Below are 21,425 nucleotides of genomic sequence, written 5' to 3'. Positions count from 1 at the left end.
TTCCGTTATCCCCGAGCCAGGTGCCGGACTTGACCTGTGTCAGTCGTCATTCGCGCATTCGTGCTAATATGCGGCGGCTATCGGCCCCAAGAGGATCTCGCCATGACCCGTGAGAGAATATCCGCCGCAGTCTCGATGCTCGCAATTGTCGTTCCGCTTTACGCCGTGACCTCCGCGCAGGCATTCGCGCAGGATTACGGCCGGATGAGCTGTGACGAGCTCTGGTACGAGAGGAACGCCATTTATGCCGCCAAGGGGTACTGCTTCAAAACCGACCGCGCGCGCAGCGTTTTTGGACGGGGATGTTTCCCACCCTTCGGCAAACTCACGCGCAGCGAAACGCGGCGCGTCAACCTCATAGAGCAGTGGGAACGCTATTACGGTTGCCGCTGATCCCGAAGGCGCCGGCTCACCGAGTTCACTTCTCGCCTCCCGGCCTGGAATTCCGCTTCCCGGCTGAACAGACTCGTGGCCTGGAAAGCCTAGCCTTTCGCGCATCGTGATCACGGCGGAAAGCCGCCCGACGGGACTCCGGGGGCTGCTTGTGGTTTCTTTCGAGTTATTACTTGTCTTTTTTACTCATGTTTATTATCAGGTCTCCAGAGGCGGTTGCACGGTCCGCGTCTCGGACCATTGCGTCACCGACCTGCTTTCGTGAAAGGACCTGACGGTGCGGACCCGTTCTCTCCCATTTGCCGCTATGGCTCTTCTCATCACATGTCTTGCGCTCTGGAGCGATGGCGCAATGACGACAGCCCTTGCGCAGCAACAGAGTGGTCCGACGTCGACGGACATCGTGCAGTCGCTGCCTTCGCCTGCGCAGCCGTCCGTGGAAGACGTTACGGTCGAGCTTCCTCCTTCCGCACTGCCGCACAATCTCTCGCCCTGGGGAATGTTCCTGGCCGCTGACAACGTGGTCAAAGCCGTGATGATTTCTCTGGGCTTCGCCTCCGTCGTGACCTGGACCATATGGCTCGCCAAGACGCTGCAGCTTGCAACCGCAAGATATCGTGCCAGCCGCGGTCTGCGCCTCCTGTCGGAAAACCCCACGATGGCGGGCGCACTCACTGCGCTCGCAGGACGCAGCGGCACGGTCGCTGACATGCTCCTCGCTGCTCAGCGGGAAATCGAACTCTCTGATCCGGCGATCGATCATGCGGGCAGCGAGGGCCTGAAGGCCCGCGTCGGCTCCGCTCTCGAACGGACCGAAGCACGAGCGGGCCGCCGCATGGCAAAGGGCACCGGCGTGCTGGCGACAATCGGTTCCACGGCTCCGTTCGTCGGCCTGTTCGGCACCGTCTGGGGCGTCATGAACTCCTTCATCGGCATCTCGCAGGCCCAGACGACCAATCTTGCCGTCGTGGCTCCCGGGATCGCCGAAGCACTGCTCGCGACAGCGATCGGCCTTGTGGCGGCCATTCCCGCTGTCGTCATCTATAACGTCTTCGCGCGATCGGTCACGGGCTACCGGCATCTTCTGGCCGACGCGTCCGCCGGGATAGAACGGATCGTCAGCCGCGACCTCGATTTTCGCAAGCTCTCCGGCGCCGGCCGCGCGAAGCCGACATTCGCAGGAGAATAGGTCGATGGCCGGAGGAATCCGCGAAAGCCACGGCGACGAACTCTCGGAAAACCACGAGATCAACGTCACGCCCTTTATCGACGTAATCCTGGTGCTTCTCATCATTTTCATGGTCGCCGCACCGCTCGCCACCGTCGACGTCAATGTCGACCTGCCGGCATCGACGGCGAAGGCCGTTCCGCGGCCTGAAAAGCCGATCTACCTGACGCTCAAGGACGATCTTTCACTGATGCTCGGCGACAGTCCCGTCAGCCGGGACGGGCTGGGGGCAAGCCTTGAACGACTAACCGAGGGAAATCACGAAAGCCGCATTTTTCTTCGGGCGGACAAGGTCGTCGATTATGGGCACTTCATGGAGGTCATGAACCTCGTGCGCGATGCCGGCTACCTGAAGATCGCGCTCGTGGGCCTCGAGAGCGTACCGGCTAACGCGGAAGGCGCCGGGGCTGCGCCGCGCAATGAGGCAAAGGCGCCGTGACCGTATTGCTCAACGACTTTCGCCGCAGTCTCGCCGGGGACAGTCTCGCCTGGGGCGCTGCGGCACTGATCGTTGCATCCGCCCACGCTGCTGCCCTTGCCGTTATGATGCACACGCCCACGGAGATCGGCGCCGATCCGGGCCCGCAGGCGGCGATCATGATCGAGCTCGCCGCAGAACCGGAAGCGACGGAACCCCGGGAAGAAGAGATCGTTCCCGACAATGTGGATGCGGACGAGATCATCTCCCCTGCAGCAGATCCCGCACCCGCCCCCGACGAACCGAAACCGTTGGAGACAAGCGATACGACGCCGCCGGAACCGCTCGCTCCGGCGGAGGACAGACCGGCGGAGAAGGTTATCCCCGGCCCCGAACCGACGACGGTGCCACCGCAGCAGGAGGAGCCGGATCCGATCGAACAGCAGGTTCTTGCGGCTCTCGAGAACGTCGAAGTTCCCCTGCCCGTCACCCGCCCTGCGCCCCCGACGCCGGCACCCGCCCACAAGGCACCGCCGCCCTCGCAGGCGGCCCGCAAAGCCAAGATCGACGTCACCAAGTCCGAACGCACTGCAGCTTCCGAGACAACCGCCGGCCGGGGCACGGCAGTCTCTCCCGCGCGCTGGCAATCTCGGCTCATGGCACATCTCGAACGGAGAAAACGCTATCCCGCGGCGGCACGATCGGCTCATCAGGAAGGCACGGTCTATGTGCGTTTCCGGATCGACACCTCCGGGAATGTGCTGTCCGTCTCGCTTTCGAGGTCGTCAGGTCATTCTACCCTCGACGAGGCGGTTCTGGACCTTGTCCGACGCGCCTCTCCCGTACCGCCGCCGCCGCCGGGCGCCAGTACGACAATCGTCGCGCCGGTTCGCTTCGACATACGCTGAAGACACCCCCACGGCGAGCGGTGCGACCTGTTCCCTCGAACGAATGCGCGAGACACGGCTTGTTGACTACATACCAACTAGTCGGTACTTGCTTCATTGGAGGAGAACATGATGCCCGGATCAGTCACCAAACAGGATGCGAGAGCCAAGCTGCTGGACGCCGCCCTGACGGTGATCCGCACGAAGGGCTATTCGGCCACTACGGTCGACGAACTCTGCGCGGCCGCGGGCGTCACCAAGGGTGCCTTCTTCCACCACTTCAAAAGCAAGAACGAACTCGGCGTCGCCGCGGCCAACCACTGGTCTGAAATGACGGGGGCACTGTTCGCCGGCGCGTCCTATCACGACCACCCTGCCCCTCTCGTCCGGATCCTCGACTATCTCGAGTTCCGCAAGGCGCTTCTCGCGGGTGACCTGCCGGACTTCACCTGTCTCGTCGGCACCATGGTGCAGGAGACCTACGAGACGGTGCCTGCCATCCGCGACGCTTGCGCAAGCAGCATCGCCAGTCATGCCATGACACTCGAAGCCGACATTGAAGCGGCGATGCGCGAGCGCGAGATGGCGCCCGACTGGACGGCGAAGTCACTCGCGCTCCACACCCAGGCCGTCATCCAGGGTGCCTTCATCCTGGCAAAGGCCACGGGTGGAGCCGAAATCGCAGCAGACAGCATCGACCACCTCAGCCGCTACATCCGATTGCTCTTCGGCGCCGGAGCAGAGCGGCAGAGCCTCTGAGTGATGCCGCCCCGACAACAGGCGGTCAGGGTCTTCGAGGAGGATCGGAGACGACGCGAAATCGAGGAGCTTTCCGATGACACCCACCATTACCGCCTTCGAACGTTCGCCGGACGGTGGTCAGGGACTCGCACGTGACACCCGCGTCCGTTGGGCCTTCGAGGAGGTGGGGCAACCCTACAATGTCCGCCTCGTCTCGTTCAGCGCAATGAAGGAGCCGGCACATAAGGCAGTTCATCCTTTCGGCCAGATCCCGACTTACGAAGAAGGCGATCTCGTGCTCTTCGAAAGCGGAGCAATCGTCTTTCATATCGCCGAGCGCCACGAGGGTTTGTTGCCGACGGAGGCAAATGCCCGGGCCCGCGCGATCACCTGGATGTTCGCGGCTCTGAACACCGTGGAGCCGCCGATCCTCGACCGTGCAACGACCTGGATATCGGAACAGAAGGAGCCCTGGTGCGAGCAGCGCCTGCGCCTCGTCGACGACCGCATCCGCAGCCGGCTCGACGATCTTTCCGCCCGCCTCGGCAACGCCGACTGGCTCGATGGCGAGTTCAGTGCCGGCGACCTGATGATGGTCTCGGTCCTCATCAGATTGAGATCTTCGCGGATCCTCGACGAGTATCCGAACCTTTCCGCCTATGTCGCCCGCGGCGAGGGGCGGCCCGCCTACAAGCGCGCTTTCGCCGCGCAACTGGCGATCAATGCCGGCAAGCCGCCTGCCTGACGACCACGGCCCCGCCGAGCGGCGGCGCCGAACAGCACCCGAAACCCGAAGACGTAAGGAGAATGGAAATGACCGAACTCGTTACCTGCCTGTGGTTCGACCATGGTGAAGCAAGCAAGGCCGCAAAGTTCTACGCCACGACATTTCCCGACAGTCACGTCGACAAGGTGAGCACCGCCCCCGGCGATTTTCCCGGCGGCGGTGCGGGCACCGAACTGACGGTCGAATTCACGGTGCTCGGCCGGCGCTTCCTCGGCCTCAACGGCGGCCCGGTCTTCACGCCGAACGAAGCCGTAAGCTTCATGGTTCTCACCGAAAACCAGGAGGAGACGGACCGTTACTGGAATGCCATCACCGGGGACGGAGGCACAGAGAGCGAATGCGGCTGGTGCAAGGACCGCTGGGGTTTCTCCTGGCAGATCACGCCACGGAGACTGATCGAGCTCACGACGAGTTCGGACGCCGGCGAGGCAAAGCGCGCCTTCGAAGCGATGATGACGATGAAGAAGATCGACATCGCGACGCTTGAAGCCGCGGCCGCAAACCGGTCATGAGCGGCCGGTCCGGCCGGTTGTTCCCGGCCGGACCACCAGAACAAGGAGGCGAACCTCGCCGCGTCAGACGATCTTTCCACGCGCAACGATCGGCCATGTCTCCGGGGTCGTCCGACCGTCGCCCGTCACCACGACGGCATCGACCATGTTGGTCACCACGCAGGCGTGGTTCGGCACGATCCGGACTTTTTCGCCGACAGCAAGACCGATCGGTCCCTGGCTCACCAATCGTCCATGCTCCTCGGAGAGCTGGTCGATCGCGATATCGTCGCGCCCGAGCACGTGGCCATAGCCGGTGAGCCCGAGAAGATCAGAGGTCAAGGTCTTCGACCCGGCGTCGACAATGGCGCGGTTCGGTGCCGGCACCGAAACGACAGTTGCGAGCACATTCAAGGCGCAGTCGTCCCAACCGCAAGTTCCACGCGATACCAGCGAGCGGTCGTTGTAGACATAGGTCCCGGGCCGGTACTCGGTCGTCACCGGGGCTTCCGCAGCATGCATCATCGAGGGCGTGCCTCCCGAGGTGATGACGGGGACGGCGATGCCCCGTGCCTCGATGCGGCTCTTCGCCTCCTCCATGAAGCGCTCCACGGCCGCCTCGCCTCCCGCCGGAGGGTAGGTCATGAGACCACCGAAGACGAGACCAGGCGACGCATGGATATGCGCAGCAAGAGCCTCCGCCGCTTCAGGCGTCAGGACACCGCAACGGTTTGCGCCGGTGTCGCATTCCACCAGGACGGTGAGAGGCTGCGGCTCGCCGCGAAACGCCCCGGACAGCCCGTCCACGACGGCGCGGCTGTCTGCGACGACGGACAACGTCACTTTCCTGGCAAGTGCCTTCAGGTGATCGAGCTTTTCAGAGCCGACGATGTTGTAGGTGATCAGGACATCGGCGATGGCACGGCTGCCCGCAACCATCGCCTGGGCCTCCGACACCTTCTGGCAGGTTATGCCGACCGCGCCGGCCGCAAGCTGCATCTCGGCGATGGCCGGAAGCTTGTGCGTCTTGATATGCGGTCGGACGCGAAGCCCGTGGTCATCCGCATAGTGCTGGAAACGCTCGATGTTGCGCCTGGCGACGTCCAGGTCGATCAGAACAGCCGGCGTGTCGATCGCCGCCAGGTCTTCGGGAGAAAAGGACATGAGAACCTCGGTACTGATGGATGCAGCGCGGCAGGGACGTGCCACTGCTTAGCGCTGCATCGCAATGGCTATTGACAAGACATCCTCCACGGGCGTTGATATGTCAATCCGGTAAAACAGACATATGTCCGCTATATTGGATTTCAGAAGAAACACTCAATTCCCAGGGGAACGCCATGACCATTTCCTTCCGCGCCGGCCTGATGTCGCTGGTCGCCGCAACCTTCCTTTCCTCCACGCCGGTTCTCGCCGACGGCAGCAAGCTCGACGAGGTCCTTGCCCGTGGCCACCTCGTGCTCGGCACCGGCAGCACGAACGCGCCCTGGCATTTCAAGAGCGCCGACGACAAGCTGCAAGGCTTCGACGTGGATATGGGCCGTATCGTCGCAAAGGCCCTGTTCGGAGACCCGGACAAGATCGAGTACGTCAACCAGTCTTCCGACGCCCGCATTCCCAACATCACGACCGACAAGGTTGACCTGACCTGCCAGTTCATGACCGTCACCGGCGAACGTGCCCAGCAGATCGCCTTCACCATTCCCTACTACCGCGAAGGCGTCGGCCTGATGCTGAAGGCCGACGGCAAATATGCCGACTACGCTGCGCTTAAGGCCGCCGGCTCCTCGGTCACCATTTCGGTCCTGCAGAACGTCTATGCCGAAGACATGGTGCATGCCGCACTCCCCGAAGCGACTGTCGACCAGTATGAATCCGTCGACCTCATCTATCAGGCGCTCGAATCCGGCCGTGCCGATGCCGCAGCAACCGACCAGTCGTCGCTTGCCTGGTACATGACGCAGAACCCGGGGCGCTATAAGGACGCCGGCTACGGCTGGAATCCGCAGACCTACGCCTGCGGCGTCAAGCGCGGTGACCAGGATTGGCTGAACTTCGTCAACACGGCGCTGCACGAGGCCATGACCGGCGTCGAGTTCGACTTCTATGCGAAGTCCTACAAGACGTGGTTCGGCAAGGATCTGGCCCCGCCGCAGATCGGCTTCCCGGTCGAGTTCAAGTAAGACGCGAGCACTGTCATCGGGACGAAGGGCCAAGGCCCTTCGTCCTTCGTTCACCTTCTATGGCAGGACCCCGCCATGGGCTACACGCTCAATTTCTCCGCCGTCTGGCGCAGCTTCGACCAACTTCTCGAAGGATTGCTTCTCAGCCTCGGGCTGGCTTTCGTCTCTATTCTGATCGGCGCACTGATCGGGCTGATGGTCGCATTTGCACTGGTCTCCAGAAGCGCATGGCTGAAGACGCCGGCCGCGACATACGTGACGATCGTTCGCAACCTGCCGATCCTCGTCCTCGTCCTCTTTGCCTATTTCGCGCTGCCGCAAATGGGCGTGCGGCTCGGCAAGATCGAGAGCTTCGTCGCCGTTCTGGCCGTCTATTCCGGCGCCTATCTCGCCGAGGTCTTCCGCGCCGGTCTCCTGTCGATCCCCAAGGGCCTGACGGAAGCCGGTCTCGCCATCGGTCTTACGCCCATGCAGATCCGTACCTCGATCATCACGCCGCTTATGTTTCGCAACGTGCTTCCGTCGCTCTCCTCCACCGTGATCTCACTGTTCAAGGATACGTCGCTCGCCGCGGCGATCGCCGTGCCGGAACTCACCTTCGAGGCGCGCAAGATCAACGTCGAAACCTTCCGCGTGATCGAAACCTGGATCGTCACCTCAGGCCTCTATGTCGCCACCTGTTCCGTACTCGCGGCCCTCATGCGCGTCGCCGAGCGGCGGCTGGCCGTTCCAAGATAGGTCGAAATCATGATGGATTTCTCAGCCTTCCTCGATCAGCTCTGGCTGGCACGCTACGTGATCCTGAAGGGTCTCGGCGTCACCGTCTCGATCTCGCTCATGTCGATCATCGCGGGCTCCCTCCTCGGCGTGCTCGTCGGCCTGTCGCTGGTCTACGGCAACCGTGCGCTCCGCCTCGTGGTCCGCGCCTATACCGACTTCATTCGCGGCACGCCGGTGCTCGTGCTGGTTCTGGCAAGCTACTACGTGCTCTCCACCGTCGGCATTGAGCTCGGGCCGTTCCAGGCCGGGGTGCTGGCGCTGGCGATCTTCTGCTCGTCGCATGTCGGTGAAATCGTTCGAGGTGGCCTGCAAGCCATCCCGACGGGCCAGACCGAGGCCGCCAAGGCCATTGGCCTCACCTTCGGCCAGACCTTCGTTTACGTGCTCTGGCCGCAGGCCCTTCGGCAATTCCTGCCGGCCTGGGTCAATACGGCCGCCGAGATGGTGAAGGCCTCGACGCTCCTTTCCGTCATCGGCGTGGCGGAGCTCTTGCTCCGCACCCAGGAGATCATCTCCCGCAACTTCATGAGCCTGCAGTTCTATTTCTTTGCCGGGCTTCTCTACTTCGTCATCAACTATGGCATCGAGCGCTTCGGCAAATACGTCGAGCGCAAGACGGCCATTCCCGCCTGAGGCCGCATGTCATGAGCAAGCTACTTCTCGAAATCCAGGGTCTGCGCAAGCAATATGGCACGCTCGAGGTGCTGAAGGGCGTGGACTGCACCATGCGCGAAGGCGAGGTGATCTCGATCATCGGTTCGTCCGGATCCGGCAAGACGACGATGCTTCGCTGCATCAACATGCTGGAGGACTTCCAGGGCGGTCATATCCGTCTTGCCGGCGAAGAGATCGGCTACGACCACGCCGGTGGCGTTCGCAAGCGCAAGAGCGAAAAGGAAATTGCAAGGCAGCGGGCGATGACCGGCATGGCATTCCAGCAGTTCAATCTCTTTCCGCACATGACCGCCCTGCAGAACATCATGCTCGGACTTCTCAAGGTGAAGAAGATGAGCCGCGACGAGGCACGTGCCATCGCCGAGAAATGGCTGGACCGTGTCGGGCTCGCGAGCCGCGGCGATCACTATCCCGGCCAGCTATCCGGCGGCCAGCAGCAGCGCGTCGCAATCGCCCGCGCGATTGCCATGTCGCCGCAGCTGATGCTGTTCGACGAGGTGACATCGGCGCTCGACCCCGAACTCGTCGGCGAAGTCCTGCAGGTCATCAAGGGTCTGGCCGCCGACGGCATGAGCATGTTGCTCGTCACCCACGAGATGCGTTTCGCCTACGAGGTTTCCACCCGCGTGATCTTCATGAACCAGGGCGTCATCTGCGAGGAAGGCGACCCGAAGGAGATGTTTGTCAAGCCGAAGACCGAACGGCTTGCCGAGTTCCTGAAGACATCCAGTTTCAACTGAAAGAAAGAGAGAGAATTCTATGACGATCAAACGTTACGGCGCAGGCGAATCCGGTGCAGGCGGCCAGCCACTTCCCTTTGCGCGCGCGGTGGAAGCGAACGGATGGCTCTACGTCTCCGGGCAGGTGCCGATGGAGAAGGGCGAGATCATCCGCGGTGGCATCGTGGCGGAGACCCGCAAGGCGATCGAAAACCTCATTGCCATCCTGCATGAAGCTGGGTACGGCGTCGAAGACGTGGTTCGTGTCGGCGTTTGGCTCGATGACCCGCGCGACTTCTGGAGTTTCAACGGGGTCTATGCCGAGTACTTCGGAGACCATCCTCCGGCACGTGCTTGTGTTCAGTCGCGTATGATGGTCGATTGCAAGGTAGAGGTCGACTGCGTGGCTTACCGCGCTGATCGCGCCTGACAACGATTGGAGAAAAGCATGGCCGAGGCCGCAGGCGATATGGTGTCGCGACGCACCCGGGGACTGGATCGCGCCTTCGAGATCCTCGAGTTCCTCCGCGTGAAGCGGCAGCCGATGCGGCCGAACGAGATCGCATCCGAAATCGGGGCGCCCCGGTCATCGGTCTATGAACTGGTCAACCTCCTTTTGAGCCATGGCATGCTGGATTATCAGGGGGGTGACGGCCGCGTCTATCTCGGCCGTCGCCTCTACTTCCTGGGCACGGCCTATGCCGAACAGTTCGACCTGATGCGCGAATGTGACCGCATGCTGGTGCGACTGGCCGAGGAGACCCGCGAGACGGCGCAGATGTGCCTGCTGGAAGGCAGGAAGTACACGGTGGCCATGATGCGCGAGGGTATCCGGCCTTTCCGGATTTCGTCCAGTGTCGGCGAACTGGTTTCGATCCCGTGGACCGCCTCCGGCCGCCTGCTGGTCTCGCATCTGAGCGATCAGGAAATCGTCGATTTCATCCCGCCGGAGGATTTCGTCCTCCCCAACGGACGACAGATGCAGCCGTCCGAGTTCATCGCCCAGGTGCGCCAGGCGAGCCGTGACGGGTACTTCACGTTCAACAGCGAAGTCGAGAATTTTACCCATTGCTTTGCCGTGCCGATCTACCAGGCCGACAGCACCTGTATCGCAACACTCTGCCTCGTCACGCCGCGCGAGGACGGGCTGCGCAACCGCGAAGCCTACCTCGCCAGCCTGCTGAAGGCCGCAGAAGAAATTTCCGAGAAACTTGGATTTCATCCCGAAACGAAGGCAATCGCGGCGAGTTCGAGATAGCATCGGGTGATGCAAGATCTGGTCCCTCGCCTTTTGCAGGAGACCGGGTCCCGGAAACGATCGTTGCGGCTTCGGCGTCCAAGTCCTTCGGGCCCTGCCGGAAAGAACGGGGGCGGTTCGTGCGACCTCCCCTTCGCCCGAAACGCGTGACAAGCTCAGGTCCCGCCTCCTGACGATCGGCGCACGCAAGCGGATTACTGCCATGCGGGTGCCTGGCTCATCGGCGGCTTGTCGCGGATCGCGAGATGGGTTTTGGACTGGGACAACCTGCGGTCGACACACTCCAAGGAAAAGCCTTCACCGCGGCTGCCCGATCTTCTCCGCGATATAGGCGACAATTGCCGAGATGGTCGCAAGACGAGGATAATCCTCCTCGGGCATCGGCAAACCGAACCGTTTGCCGAGTGCCGCCATCAGGTTGAGAAAGTCGATTGAATCGAGGTCATACTGTTCCCGTAGCGAACGGTCGGGAACAATCTCGGCGGGATCGATGTCCGGCGCGATCCGCCGCAACTCCGCCTTGATGGCATTTTCGATGTCCTGTGCGGTCATAACGCCTCCGGTCGCTGGAGCAGATCTGCAATGGTGCCGAGGAAAAGCGCGCCGCGATGACCGTCGCTGACCCGGTGATCGCCGGCGAGCGACAGGCTGACGACGCGTCGCGGCACGATGTGGTCGTCTTCGACGACAGCTTTCGTCGCGGGCGTGCCGAAACCAACGATCGCCACCTGCGGCGGATAGATGACGCCATAGAGCGTCTCCACGCCCCGGTCCCCGAGGCTCGAGATCGTGATTGTCGGGTCGGCCAGTTCCGAGCCCCGGAAACGTCCGGCGCGCACGCGAGCGACGAGATCCTTCAACTTCTCCATGAGCTCCGGAAGGGGCAGCCGGTCGGCATCATGGATCGCCGGGGCGACGAGCCCACCGCCGCGGAGGTTGATCGCCACGCCGGCATGCACTGCGCTCGCCGGCGCGAATGCGCCGTTCTGGTACTGGCCATTGAACTCCGGGTAGCCCTTTGCCGCGACGGCCACGGCCTTGACGAAAAGGGCGCCGAGCAGCATCCGGCTTGCGGCGTCCCGGCCGGCATTGTAGGCGGCGAGCCACGTCTCGGCCTTCGCGAGTTCCGCCGTGTGGGCGAGGTAATAGTGCGGGATCTCGCGTTTCGATCGCGCCATCGCGGCGGCAATCGCGGCGCGCATACCCGTCATCGTCTGTCCCGCCGGTGCTGCCTCGCCTTCTTGCGGCGCGCCCTCAGGTTCCTTTCGTGCATCCACATCGGCAAGCACGATCTCGCCCCGGGGGCCGCTGCCACGCAGCTCCGCCAGCGCAATTCCCAACTGTTCCGCGCGCTGTCGCGCCGCCGGCGTGACAGGAATGCGTTTGGCTACCCCCGGCGCGGCCGAAACCACGAGCACGGCCTGCGGAACGGGAGGCGGGGCGACGGCTGCCGCGATCGTCTCCACTGCCTCCACGGAAACCGGAGGCGCCGGAGCTTCGACGGCAGCCTCACCGGGATGGGCGATCACTGCCATCGGCGCACCGACTGGCAGCCTGTCACCGATCGCCGCGAGGCTCTTCTCGAAGACACCGTCCTCAAAGACCTCGATCTCGATCGCCCCTTTCTGGGTTTCAACGACGGCAATGACATCGCCGTGGCGGACGGTCGCGCCGGGCTTGACGAGCCATTCGACCAGCGTCCCCGCCTCCATGTCGGCGCCGAGAGAAGGCATGTGGAAGGTGCTCATGGTCCGCCCTTTCCGAACATTGCCTTGACCGCGGCAAAGATCGTCGCAGTCTGCGGAATCGACGCCTGCTCGAGATGGGCGGGATAGGGGATCGGCACCTCCGCGCTGCAGACGCGGGCAAGCGGCGCATCGAGATCGAAGAAACCGCGCTCGGCAATCTGCATCCCTATCTCGGCGGCAAGGCTGCCCGTCCTCCAGCCCTCGTCGACGATCAGTACCCGATGCGTCTTGCCGACCGAGGCGAGGATCGTGTCCATGTCGAGCGGTCGCAGCGATCTGAGGTCGATCACCTCCGCCTCGATGCCCTCCTTCGCCAGTTGCTCGGCGGCCTCCAGCGTCTTGAACAACGAGCCTCCGTAGGTGACGAGGGTCACGTCGCGTCCATCGCGACGGACGGCGGCACGGTCGATGTCGACCGGACCGGCATTTGCGGCCAGCCGGCCCGTGCGATTGTAAAGCATGACGTTCTCGAAGATCAGCACCGGATCCGGTTCCTGAAGCGCTGTCCAGAGCATGCCGCGGGCGTCCTCGAGCGTCGCCGGCGCGAGCACGCGGATGCCGGGAATGTGGGCATACCAGCCCTCGAGACTGTGGGAATGCTGGGCGGCGAGCTGCCGGCCGGCGCCCGTCGCCATGCGGATGACGACCGGAACCGGAAATTGGCCGTTCGACATGTGGCGGAGCGTAGCGGCAGTGTTGACGATCTGATCGAGCGCGAGCAGCGAGAAGTTCACTGTCATCACCTCGACGATCGGCCGCATGCCGGCGATCGCCGCACCGATCCCCGCGCCGGTGAAGCCCGATTCCGAAAGCGGCGTGTCACGGATGCGTTCGGGCCCGAACTGTTCGAGGAGGCCCTTGCTGACGGCATAGCAACCGCCATAGCGACCGACGTCTTCTCCCATCAGGAAGGTTTTCTCGTCCCGTTCCAGCGCCTCGACGATCGCCGCCTTGACGGCTTCACGGTAGCTGATCTCGACGGTCTCGTCCGACGGCGGGATAATTGCCGGCACGGGCGGCCGCACATCCGCATAGACATCCCGCGTCAGCGTTTCGAGCGGTTCCCAGGTGCCGGCCTCGGCAAATGCGACCGCCTCCGCGATCTCGCTTGCGACCTCCGTCTCGATCGCGGCAATGTCGGCCTCGTGGACGATGCCGTTCTGCGTGAGCCACGACTGGAAGCGGACGATCGGGCCTTTGGCCCGCCACGCCTCGACCTCGGCCTTGTCGCGATAGAGCTGCGCATCGAACATCGAATGGGCGCGGAAGCGATAGGTTCGGAACTCCAGGAAATAGGGTTTTCCGGTCTCGCGGATTGCATGGACGGCGCGCCTTGCCGCCGCTTCGGCGGCAACCACGTCCATGCCGTCGACCGCCTCGCTCGTGATCCTGTAGCTTTCCGCCTTCCGGTGAATGTCGGTCTCGGCCTCGGACCGTTCCAGCGCCGTGCCCATCGCATAGCGATTGTTCTCGCAAACGAAGAGGACCGGCAGGTCCCAGAGCGCGGCAAGGTTGAGGCTCTCATGGAACTCGCCCTCGGCGACCGCCCCTTCGCCGAAGATGCAGACCGTGACGTGGTCCTCGCCCCGCATCCGGTCCGCGAGCGCGAGCCCCACGGCAAGCGGCAGGCCACCGCCGACGATGGCGTTTCCGCCATAGAAGTTGCGGGCGCTCGAAAAGAGATGCATCGAGCCCCCGCGCCCGCCGGAACACCCCTCCGCCTTGCCGTACATTTCGGCCAGCACCGCACCCATCGGCACGCCGCGCACCAGCGCATGCCCGTGCTCGCGATAGGTGGCGACGAGGCGATCCCCGTCGTCCAGCACGGGAATGACGCCGGCGGCGACCGCCTCCTCGCCATCGTAGAGGTGCAGGAATCCCCGGATCTTCTCCTGGGTATAAAGCTCGGCACATTTGTCCTCGAAGTGCCGGATACGGATCATCTGCTTCAGGAGGTTCAGCGAATGCTCCCGGGTGAGATGCGGTTTGAGGCTGCTGTCGCTGGTCATCTTTCGTCACTCTCGAGCGTGGAGATATCTCCCTCGGGGAGGCCGAGTTCGCGGGCCTTCAGGAGCCGCCGCATGATCTTGCCGCTACGGGTCTTCGGAAGGTTCGTCCGGAAGGCGATCTGTTTCGGCGCGACGGCCGGACCGAGGCGGCGCCGGGCATGGCCGAGCAGGTCGAGTTCGAGCTCCTCACCGGGCTCGTATCCGTGCTTCAACGCAACGAAGGCCTTGACCACCTCCCCCGCCGTTTCGTCGGGGATGCCGATGACCGCAGCCTCGGCGACGGCCGGATGCTCCATCAACGCACTTTCGACCTCGAAGGGGCCGATCAGATGGCCGGAACTCTTGATCACGTCGTCGTCCCGCCCGACGAACCAGTAGTAGCCGTCGGTATCCCGCATCGCGAGGTCGCCGGAGAGATACCAGCCGTCGAGGAAGCACTTGCGGTAACGCTCCTCCTCATGGAGATAGGCACGCATCATCGACGGCCAGCCGGGTCGAAGGGCCAGATGCCCGATCGTCATCGGAGCCGTCACCTCGCGCACGCCGGTTTCGGCTTTCTCCACGATGCCGGCCGTTATCCCGGGAAGCGGCTTGCCCATGGAGCCGGGCTTTACGTCCATCGCGGCATAGTTGGCGATCATGATGCCGCCGGTTTCCGTCTGCCACCAGTTGTCGTGAAAGGGTTTGCCGAAGGTCTCGTTGCCCCAGACGACCGCCTCGGGATTGAGCGGCTCGCCGACGCTCGCCATGAAACGAAGGCTGGAGAGATCACGACGCTTCGCCGGCCCGGCGCCGACCTTCATCAGCATGCGGATCGCCGTCGGTGCCGTGTACCAGACGTTGACCCGTTCGGCCTCGAGAATACCGTACCAGCGCTCGGCGTCGAACTCCGCCTCGTCGACGATCATCGTCACGCCGTTCGTCAGCGGGGAGATGATGCCGTAGGAGGTACCCGTCACCCAGCCCGGATCGGCCGTGCACCAGAAGATGTCGTCGGGGTGAAAATCGAGCGCGATCCGACCCGTGACGTGATGCGCGACTACTGCCTCATGCACGTGCACCGCACCCTTCGGCCGGCCGGTCGTGCCGCTCGTGAAATGCAGAAGCGCCATGTCTTCCGGCATGGTCCGTGCCACCTCGAAGTGCGGCGACGCCTCGGCCATCAGCTTGCGAAGGTCCGACGTCCCCTGCGGCGGCTCGCCGTCACTGTCGATGATGAGGACATGGGCAAGACCCGGAAGCTCACGCCACCAGCCGGCCACCTTGCGCTTGAAGAGCGCGGCCGATGTGACCAGCACGCGCGCGTCGCCGATTTCCATGCGCGCCCTGACCGGCTCGGGCCCGAATTGCGAGAACATCGGACAGAAGACCGCGCCGGCCTTCAGCGTCCCGAGCGCCGCGACGTAGAGTTCGGGCACGCGCCCCAAGAGCGCGTAGACACGGTCTCCCTTCCCGATGCCGAGCGACGCAAGCACGTTCGCGAAGCGGTTCGTCCGGTCCTTGAGGTCGGCATAGGTGAAGTCGTGACGGCTCTCGTCCTTGGCGATCCAGCGAATGGCGACCTTGTCTGTAAGACCGTCGGCGACGTGGCGGTCGACCGCCTCGTGGGCGATGTTGAGTCCGCCACCCGGCAGTCCGTCGAGAAGGGAGCGGGCCTTGTCCCAGGTGAAGTCTTTGCGCAAAACCTCGTAGCTCGAAAAATTCGCGCCCTCGACGGTGCTCCGGTCTTTGGTGATGACCTCCATCCCTGCCTCCCCTCCGGTTTGACCCGGCATCAACCTGCGATCGCCGCCTGCCCCCGGTTCATCGAACGCCTTTCGCCGCCGGCCATTACCGGAGCGATCCCCGACGACGCTTCTTATTCTTTTATTCGGATATAATTACATTGTTGTTGGCCTATATCAATCAACCACAATTGCGAGAGACGGTTTGGAACAGCGCGCCGGCGGAGTGAAAAGGCGAAGCCCGCCGACCTGTTGTCCGCGTCGATCGCGGAAAATGTGCGCTTGGCGGCGCACCGCCTCGAGACGGCCTCGCCGATCCTGTCGGAATAAGTGACGTCGGGAAAAGTGAAGGTCGTCGAGGCACAATATGACCTTGCGACGGGCAAGATCGCGCTTCTCTGACGCCGGTCGAACCCGACGACGGGCGGCGGCGTCTGCGGTTCAGGGCGCCGCTGTCGTCTTCAGCAGGTAGTGTGCGGTTTCCTCGTCCGTAATCAGCCCGTTGACGTGGCCGCCGACTACGGCCGCCCGGATTGCCGCATGCTTGCGCCGGCCGCGCGCAAGGCCGATCACGGTGGAGCTTTCCCGCGAAGGGATCGAAATGCTCGCGACACGCTCGTTGACCGGATCGTCAAGAAGGTTGCCGTCTGCCCCGAAGACCCAGCCGCAGATCTCGCCGGTAGCGCCAGTCCCGAGGAGGGCCTCCATTTCCGGACGCTTCAGAAAACCATCAAGGAGCAGCGGCGCATCAAGCCCCATATGGCCGATGCCGACGAAGGTGACGTCCGCCTTCGAACCGAGTTCGATCGTCGGCGCCACGAGCGGCTGGCTGCGCAGGAGATCGCGTTCCGCGCGTGAGGAGACGAGAACCGGCAGGGGCATCGGAAAATGCGGTGCCTTCACGGCGTCCGCCATAGAGAAGATGACGTTGAAATAGGCGGCCGACCCGTCCGGACTGATATTGCCGGTAAGCGACACAATCTTGTGCTGCGGGCACTCCATGGGCGAGAGCTGGTCGATCACCGCGCGAAGCGTGCGCCCCGTCCCCATGCCGATGATCAGCGGTTCGCTCTGCTTCAGCCAGCGCTCGAGTTCGGCGGCACCCGCTTCCGCCACGCCGACGGTCGCGGAATCCCCTCCGCCGTCGGACGGAACGACCTCGACCTGCTTCAGGCCGAACTTGTCCTTCAAGGCCTCGGCGAGTTCCATGCAGGCGGCAATCGGATGATCGAGCCGGACCTTGATCAGCTTCTCTGCGACGGAAAGCGAGACGAGCCTCTGCGCGCTCTGGCGCGAAATCCCCATCGCCGCGGCGATCTCGTCCTGCGTTCGGCCGGCGACATAGTAGAGCCAGCCAGCCCGCGCTGCATCATCCAGTCGTGTCTGCCCTTCCGATCGTCTCGCCATCCGGTCTTCCGCCCCGCTTCCCCGCCAGTGCTGCCAAGTTTTGCGATCCCTGTCAAACCGCGGGGGACTGCGCGCGGCTGTGGCCGGTGGCGGTTCCCCGTCGCCGGTGCAAAGCCGCCATGGCTGTCTCGGGCGGCGGTTTCAGATCGGTTTGCGCTTGCGCGAATTACTCATATGTGAACTAAAAATTCAAATAAGAATTTCTGCGCGAAAATCTGCACAACGGAACCCACCGGCGGGCGGGAGGAGCGAGGAATGCAGCATAGATCTGAATCGTTGCTGACAGGCCTGACCGTTGTCGACATGAGCCAGTTCCTCTCGGGTCCCTATTGTTCGCTGCGGCGACTCCACACTCTTCCATGCGATCAATCGCGGCAAGGAAAGCCTCCGCATCGACCTCAAGAACCCGGAGGACCTCGCCTTCCTGCGCAAGCTGCTGGCGAAGACCGACGTAATGATCCAGAATTTCCGCCCCGGCGTAATCGAGCGGCTCGGCCTAGACACACTGTCGCCCTACCGCGCGACCGCCGCACGCTGGAAGGCGCGTGGCTGCGGCCCCGTCACAATGGCTACATGCCCTTCCGGGAACAGGCTTCCCGTATCGTCAACGACGCGGTCTCGGGTGACATCTCCTTCGAGCTTGCGATCGACTCACCCGAACGACGGGTTCCCGAAGAGCTTCGGGGGTTGATCGCCCCCGCTTCCGCAAACCTTCCCGACTTCGATCCGGCGTCCTGTCTCACGGCAGCCGCCATATTCTCCTGGCGTTGGCGGAGAACACCTTTTCCTTGTCCTCGAGGCTGACACCGGAAAGCAGGGCCTGGGTTGCCCCCATCCACGTAGAAAGGCCGCCGCCGAGGGTACAGACGGGCCAGTCACTGCCCCAGACCATGCGATCGAAACCGAAATTCTCCACGACATGCGCGAAATACGGTTTCAGGTGCTCGAGCGTCCAGTCTTCCGCGCCGTAGGCAGGCAGCCCCGAAAGCTTGACCGTCACATTCGGCCGCCGGGCAATCTCCGCGAGCGGCCCCTCCCAGACACCGAAACCGCCGCCCTTGATGTCGGGCACGCCGCAGTGGTCGAGAATGAACGGAACGTCCGGTGCGAGATCGACAAGGGCGATGGCCTTCTCGATCTGGTGCGGCAGCACACAGAGATCGAAGGTCAGACCCGTCCCGGCCAGCCGCCGGATGTTCTCACGGAAGAGGCTTCCCTCGGAAACGTCGTCAGGCACCACGTGCAGCACACGGCGGAAGCCGCGTACGAAGCCGTTGGCCCGGACCCGCTCCAGATAGTCGGCGAAACTTGCCTGTTCCGGCCGGCAGGAGGCGATCGCGCCGACGAGGAGGCTTTCCTCCGCTCCGGCGAGACCGCTGACAAGATCCGTTTCGCGCTCGATCTCCTCCTCCGCGACATCGACTTCCATGTGAAGCACCGCGCCGATGCCGAGACGCCGTGCTTCCTGCACATAGCGCTCATAGGTGAAGTCGGCGTCGAGCGGAGGCACGCTCTTCAGCCACGGATAGGAAAGCCGCTCGCGGTAGATGAGATGCAGGTGCGTGTCGATGATCATGCCGCGGGTCCTCCTCTTTGACACGAAAACCCTGCCACAGAAAAATCATCTATTCAAATACGAATTTTGTAGAACTCAGGATTCACTCTGGAACCCGGATCCCGCCATTTCCGAAAGCCGGCGCGTCGTCTCAGCGAGAAGGTGGATCGTGCTCGATATGTCCGGAGCGGCCGGCGTGTTGATCAGCGTGATATAGGGCACGGTGAGCGCAGCGATCGCCTTGCCGTCAGCCCCGAGGACGGGCGCGGAAAGGTTGATGACGCCCGCGGTCTGGGCGCTCGGCATCATCTCGTAGCCGCGCGAGCGTATCTGGTCGAGCCGGCCCAGGAATTCCGCCGTCACCTTGCTCTCGTCGCCGCCGCTGCCGAGATATTCGGCAATCATCATCTGGCGCTCCTCGGGTGTACGGAAGGCAAGAAGGACGTGTCCGGAGCCCGTATCGAACAGGCTGATGCGTGAACCGACACGGATCGAGATACCCCAGTAGCCGGGCGCCTCCTGCTGCGCGATGACGACGGGATTGCCGCGGTCGAAGACCACCAGCTGGTTCGCCTGACGGGAAGCCTCGGCAAGCTCGCGCATCAGCGGAATGGCAAAGGAGGCGAGACGGCGAACCGGTGCGTGCAGTTGTGCGAGACCGAAGAGCTTCAGCGTCAGGGTGAAGCGGTCCCCGTCGATCCTGGTGACATAGCCGCGCTTCACAAGGCGGTCGAGCATCCGGTAGAATTCGTTTGGGCTGCGTTCGAGGCGCTTGGCGATTTCGGCCTGCGTCAGTCCGCCATCGACGGCGGCAAGAAGCTCGAGAATGTCGAGCCCCTTGTCGAGCGCAGGCGCACGGTAGCGATCATTCTCGTCGTCAGCCACGTATTTCACTCCTTAGTGAATACAACCTTTCATATACGGATAATCAGGCCTCTACAATAGTTTCGGCTTGACGAAACATGAATAAATGGTTTGTATATGAATAATGCACTCATTGGCAAGGGCTGCGGCGTGAGCCCACATGGGAGGAGAGAATGCCCGGGTTCCGGACGAGCGTCACGATCGGCTTGTCGGTGTGCCCGAATTTCCTGATGGAACCGCGTTGGCCCCATCTGCCCGGGAACAGAACGACATGGCGCTGCCGTCAGCACTGGCCTCGGCATCGCGCGGGATTGGCACACGATTACCACCCGTACCATGCCGGCCTCGACCACGACATTCGCTAGAGGAGGAGAAAATGCAACGCATTGGCATGGTGATCGGCGTCCGGCCGGAAAAGATCGAGGAATACAAGCGCCTCCACGCGGCCGTTTGGCCCGAGGTGCTTTCGATGATCTCCGCCTGCAACATCAAGAACTACTCGATCTTCCTCAAGGAGCCGGAGAACCTGCTCTTCTCTTTCTTCGAATATCACGGCGCCGATTATGCGGCCGACATGGCGAAGATGGCGGCCGATCCGAAAACCCAGGAATGGTGGTCCGTCTGCATCCCCTGCCAAGAGCCGCTTGCGAGCCGCAAGGAGGGAGAATGGTGGGCGCAAATGCCGGAAGTCTTCTTCCATGCATGACGCACGCTTCGCGAACCACCCCCTCTGGTCTGTCGGACAGAGGGGAACGAGCCGTCCCGCACGTCACACCGACGTCATCAACCAGAAGGGCGAGATCGTGCTCGCAGCCGATCACATCCACATCGTCGAGCGCCGGCCGAAGGCGGCCTGAGCGCGCATCAGAGAAAAGGAAGAAGATATGTCCCTCCCCCTTCAATCGAAGCGCGTACTTGTGACGGCGTCTGGCCAGGGGATCGGCCGTGCGAGTGCGCTGGCCTTTGCGCGGGCGGGCGCGAGCGTGGTCGCAACCGACATCAATGAGGGGGCGCTCGAGAGCCTTGCGGCCGAGGCGAAGGCGGAAGGGCTCGCCGTCGAGACCCGCGTGCTTGACGTCCTGAAGGATGCGGCGGTGGCAGAGGTCGTCGCCGGGACCGGACCCTTCGACGTCCTCTTCAACTGCGCCGGCTTCGTCCATTCCGGCACCGTGCTGGACATGGCCGACAAGGACCTCGACTTCGCCTTCGATCTCAACGTCCGCGCCATGATCCGCACCATCCGCGCCGTGCTGCCCGGCATGATCGAGAAGGGTGACGGTTCGATCATCAACATGGCCTCCGTCGCCTCTAGCGTGAAGGGCGTGCCCAACCGCTGCGCCTACACCGTGACCAAGGCCGCCGTCATCGGGCTCACCAAGTCGGTCGCCGCCGACTTCGTCGCGCAAGGCATCCGCTGCAATGCCATCTGCCCCGGCACGGTCGAGAGCCCTTCGCTGCAGGAGCGCATGAAGGCGCAGGGCGACTACGAGACGGCGCGCGCCGCCTTCATCGCCCGCCAGCCGATGGGGCGGCTCGGAACCCCGGAAGAAATCGCCGG

Annotated in this window: 24 protein-coding genes and 1 pseudogene; 17 read left to right on the top strand and 8 right to left on the bottom strand. The window is 63.3% G+C overall.

The annotated features are described in order from the left end of the window. Positions 1 to 102 precede the first annotated feature (102 nt). The 7 genes from NHF53_RS15355 (at position 103) to NHF53_RS15325 (ending at position 4,966) form a co-directional block, all read left to right on the top strand. The gene (locus NHF53_RS15355; protein WP_252835029.1) at positions 103 to 393 is read left to right on the top strand and encodes a YARHG domain-containing protein; all 291 of its coding nucleotides are present in this window, start codon (positions 103 to 105) and stop codon (positions 391 to 393) included. Positions 394 to 700: 307 nt separating this feature from the next. After that, the gene (gene exbB, locus NHF53_RS15350; protein ID WP_374591208.1) at positions 701 to 1,582 is read left to right on the top strand and encodes a tonB-system energizer ExbB; all 882 of its coding nucleotides are present in this window, start codon (positions 701 to 703) and stop codon (positions 1,580 to 1,582) included. A 4-nt stretch (positions 1,583 to 1,586) separates the two neighbouring features. After that, entirely contained in the window at positions 1,587 to 2,060 is a 474-nt protein-coding gene (exbD, locus tag NHF53_RS15345; RefSeq protein WP_252835027.1) for a TonB system transport protein ExbD, read from the top strand. After that, a complete protein-coding gene (locus NHF53_RS15340; RefSeq protein ID WP_252835026.1) occupies positions 2,057 to 2,947 on the top strand; it encodes an energy transducer TonB in 891 nt (296 codons plus the stop codon). The genes exbD and NHF53_RS15340 overlap by 4 nt, the downstream gene beginning before the upstream one ends. Before the next feature lie 111 nt (positions 2,948 to 3,058). After that, positions 3,059 to 3,685: a TetR/AcrR family transcriptional regulator gene (locus NHF53_RS15335; protein ID WP_252835025.1), complete on the top strand. Its 627-nt coding sequence runs from the start codon at positions 3,059 to 3,061 to the stop codon at positions 3,683 to 3,685. 76 nt (positions 3,686 to 3,761) lie between these two features. Then, positions 3,762 to 4,412, top strand: coding sequence for a glutathione S-transferase family protein (locus tag NHF53_RS15330; RefSeq protein WP_252835024.1), 651 nt, complete (start codon positions 3,762 to 3,764; stop codon positions 4,410 to 4,412). A gap of 68 nt (positions 4,413 to 4,480) precedes the next feature. After that, complete coding sequence (locus NHF53_RS15325; RefSeq protein WP_252835023.1) at positions 4,481 to 4,966, top strand: VOC family protein; 486 nt, start codon at positions 4,481 to 4,483, stop codon at positions 4,964 to 4,966. A gap of 63 nt (positions 4,967 to 5,029) precedes the next feature. On the opposite strand, the gene NHF53_RS15320 is transcribed toward NHF53_RS15325, so the two are convergent. Then, positions 5,030 to 6,109: a D-TA family PLP-dependent enzyme gene (locus NHF53_RS15320; protein WP_252835022.1), complete on the bottom strand. Its 1,080-nt coding sequence runs from the start codon at positions 6,107 to 6,109 to the stop codon at positions 5,030 to 5,032. A gap of 176 nt (positions 6,110 to 6,285) precedes the next feature. Here NHF53_RS15320 and NHF53_RS15315 point away from each other — a divergent pair, with 176 nt between their 5' ends. From NHF53_RS15315 to NHF53_RS15290, 6 genes are all read left to right on the top strand, one after another. Continuing rightward, a complete protein-coding gene (locus NHF53_RS15315; RefSeq protein WP_252835021.1) occupies positions 6,286 to 7,128 on the top strand; it encodes a transporter substrate-binding domain-containing protein in 843 nt (280 codons plus the stop codon). A gap of 75 nt (positions 7,129 to 7,203) precedes the next feature. Then, on the top strand, positions 7,204 to 7,866 hold the full coding sequence (locus tag NHF53_RS15310) for an amino acid ABC transporter permease (RefSeq protein ID WP_252835020.1): 663 nt from the start codon (positions 7,204 to 7,206) through the stop codon (positions 7,864 to 7,866). Positions 7,867 to 7,875: 9 nt separating this feature from the next. Then, positions 7,876 to 8,541: an amino acid ABC transporter permease gene (locus NHF53_RS15305; RefSeq protein WP_252835019.1), complete on the top strand. Its 666-nt coding sequence runs from the start codon at positions 7,876 to 7,878 to the stop codon at positions 8,539 to 8,541. 11 nt (positions 8,542 to 8,552) lie between these two features. Then, positions 8,553 to 9,323, top strand: a complete 771-nt coding sequence (locus NHF53_RS15300) for an amino acid ABC transporter ATP-binding protein (RefSeq protein ID WP_252835018.1) — start codon at positions 8,553 to 8,555, stop codon at positions 9,321 to 9,323. Positions 9,324 to 9,342: 19 nt separating this feature from the next. Then, positions 9,343 to 9,732 (top strand): RidA family protein, encoded by a 390-nt coding sequence (locus tag NHF53_RS15295; protein ID WP_252835017.1) that lies wholly within the window; start codon positions 9,343 to 9,345, stop codon positions 9,730 to 9,732. Positions 9,733 to 9,750: 18 nt separating this feature from the next. Then, positions 9,751 to 10,560: an IclR family transcriptional regulator gene (locus NHF53_RS15290; RefSeq protein ID WP_252835016.1), complete on the top strand. Its 810-nt coding sequence runs from the start codon at positions 9,751 to 9,753 to the stop codon at positions 10,558 to 10,560. A gap of 297 nt (positions 10,561 to 10,857) precedes the next feature. On the opposite strand, the gene NHF53_RS15285 is transcribed toward NHF53_RS15290, so the two are convergent. From NHF53_RS15285 to NHF53_RS15265, 5 genes are all read right to left on the bottom strand, one after another. Beyond that, positions 10,858 to 11,112: an acyl carrier protein gene (locus NHF53_RS15285; protein ID WP_114363543.1), complete on the bottom strand. Its 255-nt coding sequence runs from the start codon at positions 11,110 to 11,112 to the stop codon at positions 10,858 to 10,860. Beyond that, the gene (locus NHF53_RS15280) at positions 11,109 to 12,308 is read right to left on the bottom strand and encodes a dihydrolipoamide acetyltransferase family protein (RefSeq protein WP_252835015.1); all 1,200 of its coding nucleotides are present in this window, start codon (positions 12,306 to 12,308) and stop codon (positions 11,109 to 11,111) included. The genes NHF53_RS15285 and NHF53_RS15280 overlap by 4 nt, the downstream gene beginning before the upstream one ends. Then, a complete protein-coding gene (gene pdhA, locus NHF53_RS15275) occupies positions 12,305 to 14,317 on the bottom strand; it encodes a pyruvate dehydrogenase (acetyl-transferring) E1 component subunit alpha (protein ID WP_252835014.1) in 2,013 nt (670 codons plus the stop codon). Before pdhA ends, NHF53_RS15280 begins: the two co-directional genes overlap by 4 nt. Then, positions 14,314 to 16,062: an acetate--CoA ligase gene (gene acsA, locus NHF53_RS15270; RefSeq protein ID WP_252835013.1), complete on the bottom strand. Its 1,749-nt coding sequence runs from the start codon at positions 16,060 to 16,062 to the stop codon at positions 14,314 to 14,316. Before acsA ends, pdhA begins: the two co-directional genes overlap by 4 nt. Positions 16,063 to 16,482: 420 nt before the next feature. Then, entirely contained in the window at positions 16,483 to 17,448 is a 966-nt protein-coding gene (locus tag NHF53_RS15265; protein WP_252835012.1) for a sugar-binding transcriptional regulator, read from the bottom strand. Positions 17,449 to 17,703: 255 nt separating this feature from the next. On the opposite strand from NHF53_RS15265, the pseudogene NHF53_RS15260 reads away from it, so the two are divergent. Next, positions 17,704 to 17,950: pseudogene (locus NHF53_RS15260) on the top strand (CoA transferase); the annotation flags it as partial. Positions 17,951 to 18,187: 237 nt separating this feature from the next. Here the strand turns inward: NHF53_RS15260 and NHF53_RS15255 are convergent. Both NHF53_RS15255 and NHF53_RS15250 read right to left on the bottom strand, forming a co-directional pair. Then, positions 18,188 to 19,024 (bottom strand): amidohydrolase, encoded by an 837-nt coding sequence (locus NHF53_RS15255; protein WP_252835011.1) that lies wholly within the window; start codon positions 19,022 to 19,024, stop codon positions 18,188 to 18,190. Positions 19,025 to 19,099: 75 nt separating this feature from the next. Next, positions 19,100 to 19,888 carry an IclR family transcriptional regulator gene (locus tag NHF53_RS15250; protein ID WP_252835010.1) on the bottom strand — a complete coding sequence of 263 codons (789 nt, stop codon included), beginning with the start codon at positions 19,886 to 19,888 and terminating at the stop codon, positions 19,100 to 19,102. 355 nt (positions 19,889 to 20,243) lie between these two features. Here NHF53_RS15250 and NHF53_RS15245 point away from each other — a divergent pair, with 355 nt between their 5' ends. From NHF53_RS15245 to NHF53_RS15235, 3 genes are all read left to right on the top strand, one after another. Next, positions 20,244 to 20,573: an L-rhamnose mutarotase gene (locus NHF53_RS15245; RefSeq protein WP_114363552.1), complete on the top strand. Its 330-nt coding sequence runs from the start codon at positions 20,244 to 20,246 to the stop codon at positions 20,571 to 20,573. Continuing rightward, positions 20,566 to 20,724 carry a hypothetical protein gene (locus NHF53_RS15240; RefSeq protein WP_252835009.1) on the top strand — a complete coding sequence of 53 codons (159 nt, stop codon included), beginning with the start codon at positions 20,566 to 20,568 and terminating at the stop codon, positions 20,722 to 20,724. The genes NHF53_RS15245 and NHF53_RS15240 overlap by 8 nt, the downstream gene beginning before the upstream one ends. 27 nt (positions 20,725 to 20,751) lie before the next feature. After that, positions 20,752 to 21,425 (top strand): SDR family oxidoreductase (locus NHF53_RS15235; RefSeq protein ID WP_308218662.1); only part of this gene is annotated, 674 nt, incomplete at its 3' end.

It is taken from the genome of Ciceribacter sp. RN22 (genome assembly GCF_024054295.1).
Classification (GTDB): Bacteria; Pseudomonadota; Alphaproteobacteria; order Rhizobiales; family Rhizobiaceae; genus Allorhizobium; species Allorhizobium lividum.
Note: the sequence above shows the minus strand (reverse complement) of the source record. Positions and strands in the feature narration are given on the sequence as shown.

What these genes read in the sequence shown, in the direction of transcription:
- exbD (WP_252835027.1), top strand. Translation starts at nt 1,587, where the DNA reads ATGGCCGGAGGAATCCGCGAAAGCCACGGCGACGAACTCTCGGAAAAC.
- NHF53_RS15335 (WP_252835025.1), top strand. Translation starts at nt 3,059, where the DNA reads ATGCCCGGATCAGTCACCAAACAGGATGCGAGAGCCAAGCTGCTGGAC.
- exbB (WP_374591208.1), top strand. Translation starts at nt 701, where the DNA reads ATGGCTCTTCTCATCACATGTCTTGCGCTCTGGAGCGATGGCGCAATG.
- NHF53_RS15240 (WP_252835009.1), top strand. Translation starts at nt 20,566, where the DNA reads ATGCATGACGCACGCTTCGCGAACCACCCCCTCTGGTCTGTCGGACAG.
- NHF53_RS15295 (WP_252835017.1), top strand. Translation starts at nt 9,343, where the DNA reads ATGACGATCAAACGTTACGGCGCAGGCGAATCCGGTGCAGGCGGCCAG.
- NHF53_RS15355 (WP_252835029.1), top strand. Translation starts at nt 103, where the DNA reads ATGACCCGTGAGAGAATATCCGCCGCAGTCTCGATGCTCGCAATTGTC.
- NHF53_RS15265 (WP_252835012.1), bottom strand. Translation starts at nt 17,448, where the DNA reads ATGGCGAGACGATCGGAAGGGCAGACACGACTGGATGATGCAGCGCGG.
- NHF53_RS15285 (WP_114363543.1), bottom strand. Translation starts at nt 11,112, where the DNA reads ATGACCGCACAGGACATCGAAAATGCCATCAAGGCGGAGTTGCGGCGG.
- acsA (WP_252835013.1), bottom strand. Translation starts at nt 16,062, where the DNA reads ATGGAGGTCATCACCAAAGACCGGAGCACCGTCGAGGGCGCGAATTTT.
- NHF53_RS15315 (WP_252835021.1), top strand. Translation starts at nt 6,286, where the DNA reads ATGACCATTTCCTTCCGCGCCGGCCTGATGTCGCTGGTCGCCGCAACC.
- NHF53_RS15330 (WP_252835024.1), top strand. Translation starts at nt 3,762, where the DNA reads ATGACACCCACCATTACCGCCTTCGAACGTTCGCCGGACGGTGGTCAG.
- NHF53_RS15280 (WP_252835015.1), bottom strand. Translation starts at nt 12,308, where the DNA reads ATGAGCACCTTCCACATGCCTTCTCTCGGCGCCGACATGGAGGCGGGG.
- NHF53_RS15300 (WP_252835018.1), top strand. Translation starts at nt 8,553, where the DNA reads ATGAGCAAGCTACTTCTCGAAATCCAGGGTCTGCGCAAGCAATATGGC.
- NHF53_RS15245 (WP_114363552.1), top strand. Translation starts at nt 20,244, where the DNA reads ATGCAACGCATTGGCATGGTGATCGGCGTCCGGCCGGAAAAGATCGAG.
- NHF53_RS15255 (WP_252835011.1), bottom strand. Translation starts at nt 19,024, where the DNA reads ATGATCATCGACACGCACCTGCATCTCATCTACCGCGAGCGGCTTTCC.
- NHF53_RS15320 (WP_252835022.1), bottom strand. Translation starts at nt 6,109, where the DNA reads ATGTCCTTTTCTCCCGAAGACCTGGCGGCGATCGACACGCCGGCTGTT.
- NHF53_RS15290 (WP_252835016.1), top strand. Translation starts at nt 9,751, where the DNA reads ATGGCCGAGGCCGCAGGCGATATGGTGTCGCGACGCACCCGGGGACTG.
- NHF53_RS15305 (WP_252835019.1), top strand. Translation starts at nt 7,876, where the DNA reads ATGATGGATTTCTCAGCCTTCCTCGATCAGCTCTGGCTGGCACGCTAC.
- NHF53_RS15310 (WP_252835020.1), top strand. Translation starts at nt 7,204, where the DNA reads ATGGGCTACACGCTCAATTTCTCCGCCGTCTGGCGCAGCTTCGACCAA.
- pdhA (WP_252835014.1), bottom strand. Translation starts at nt 14,317, where the DNA reads ATGACCAGCGACAGCAGCCTCAAACCGCATCTCACCCGGGAGCATTCG.
- NHF53_RS15325 (WP_252835023.1), top strand. Translation starts at nt 4,481, where the DNA reads ATGACCGAACTCGTTACCTGCCTGTGGTTCGACCATGGTGAAGCAAGC.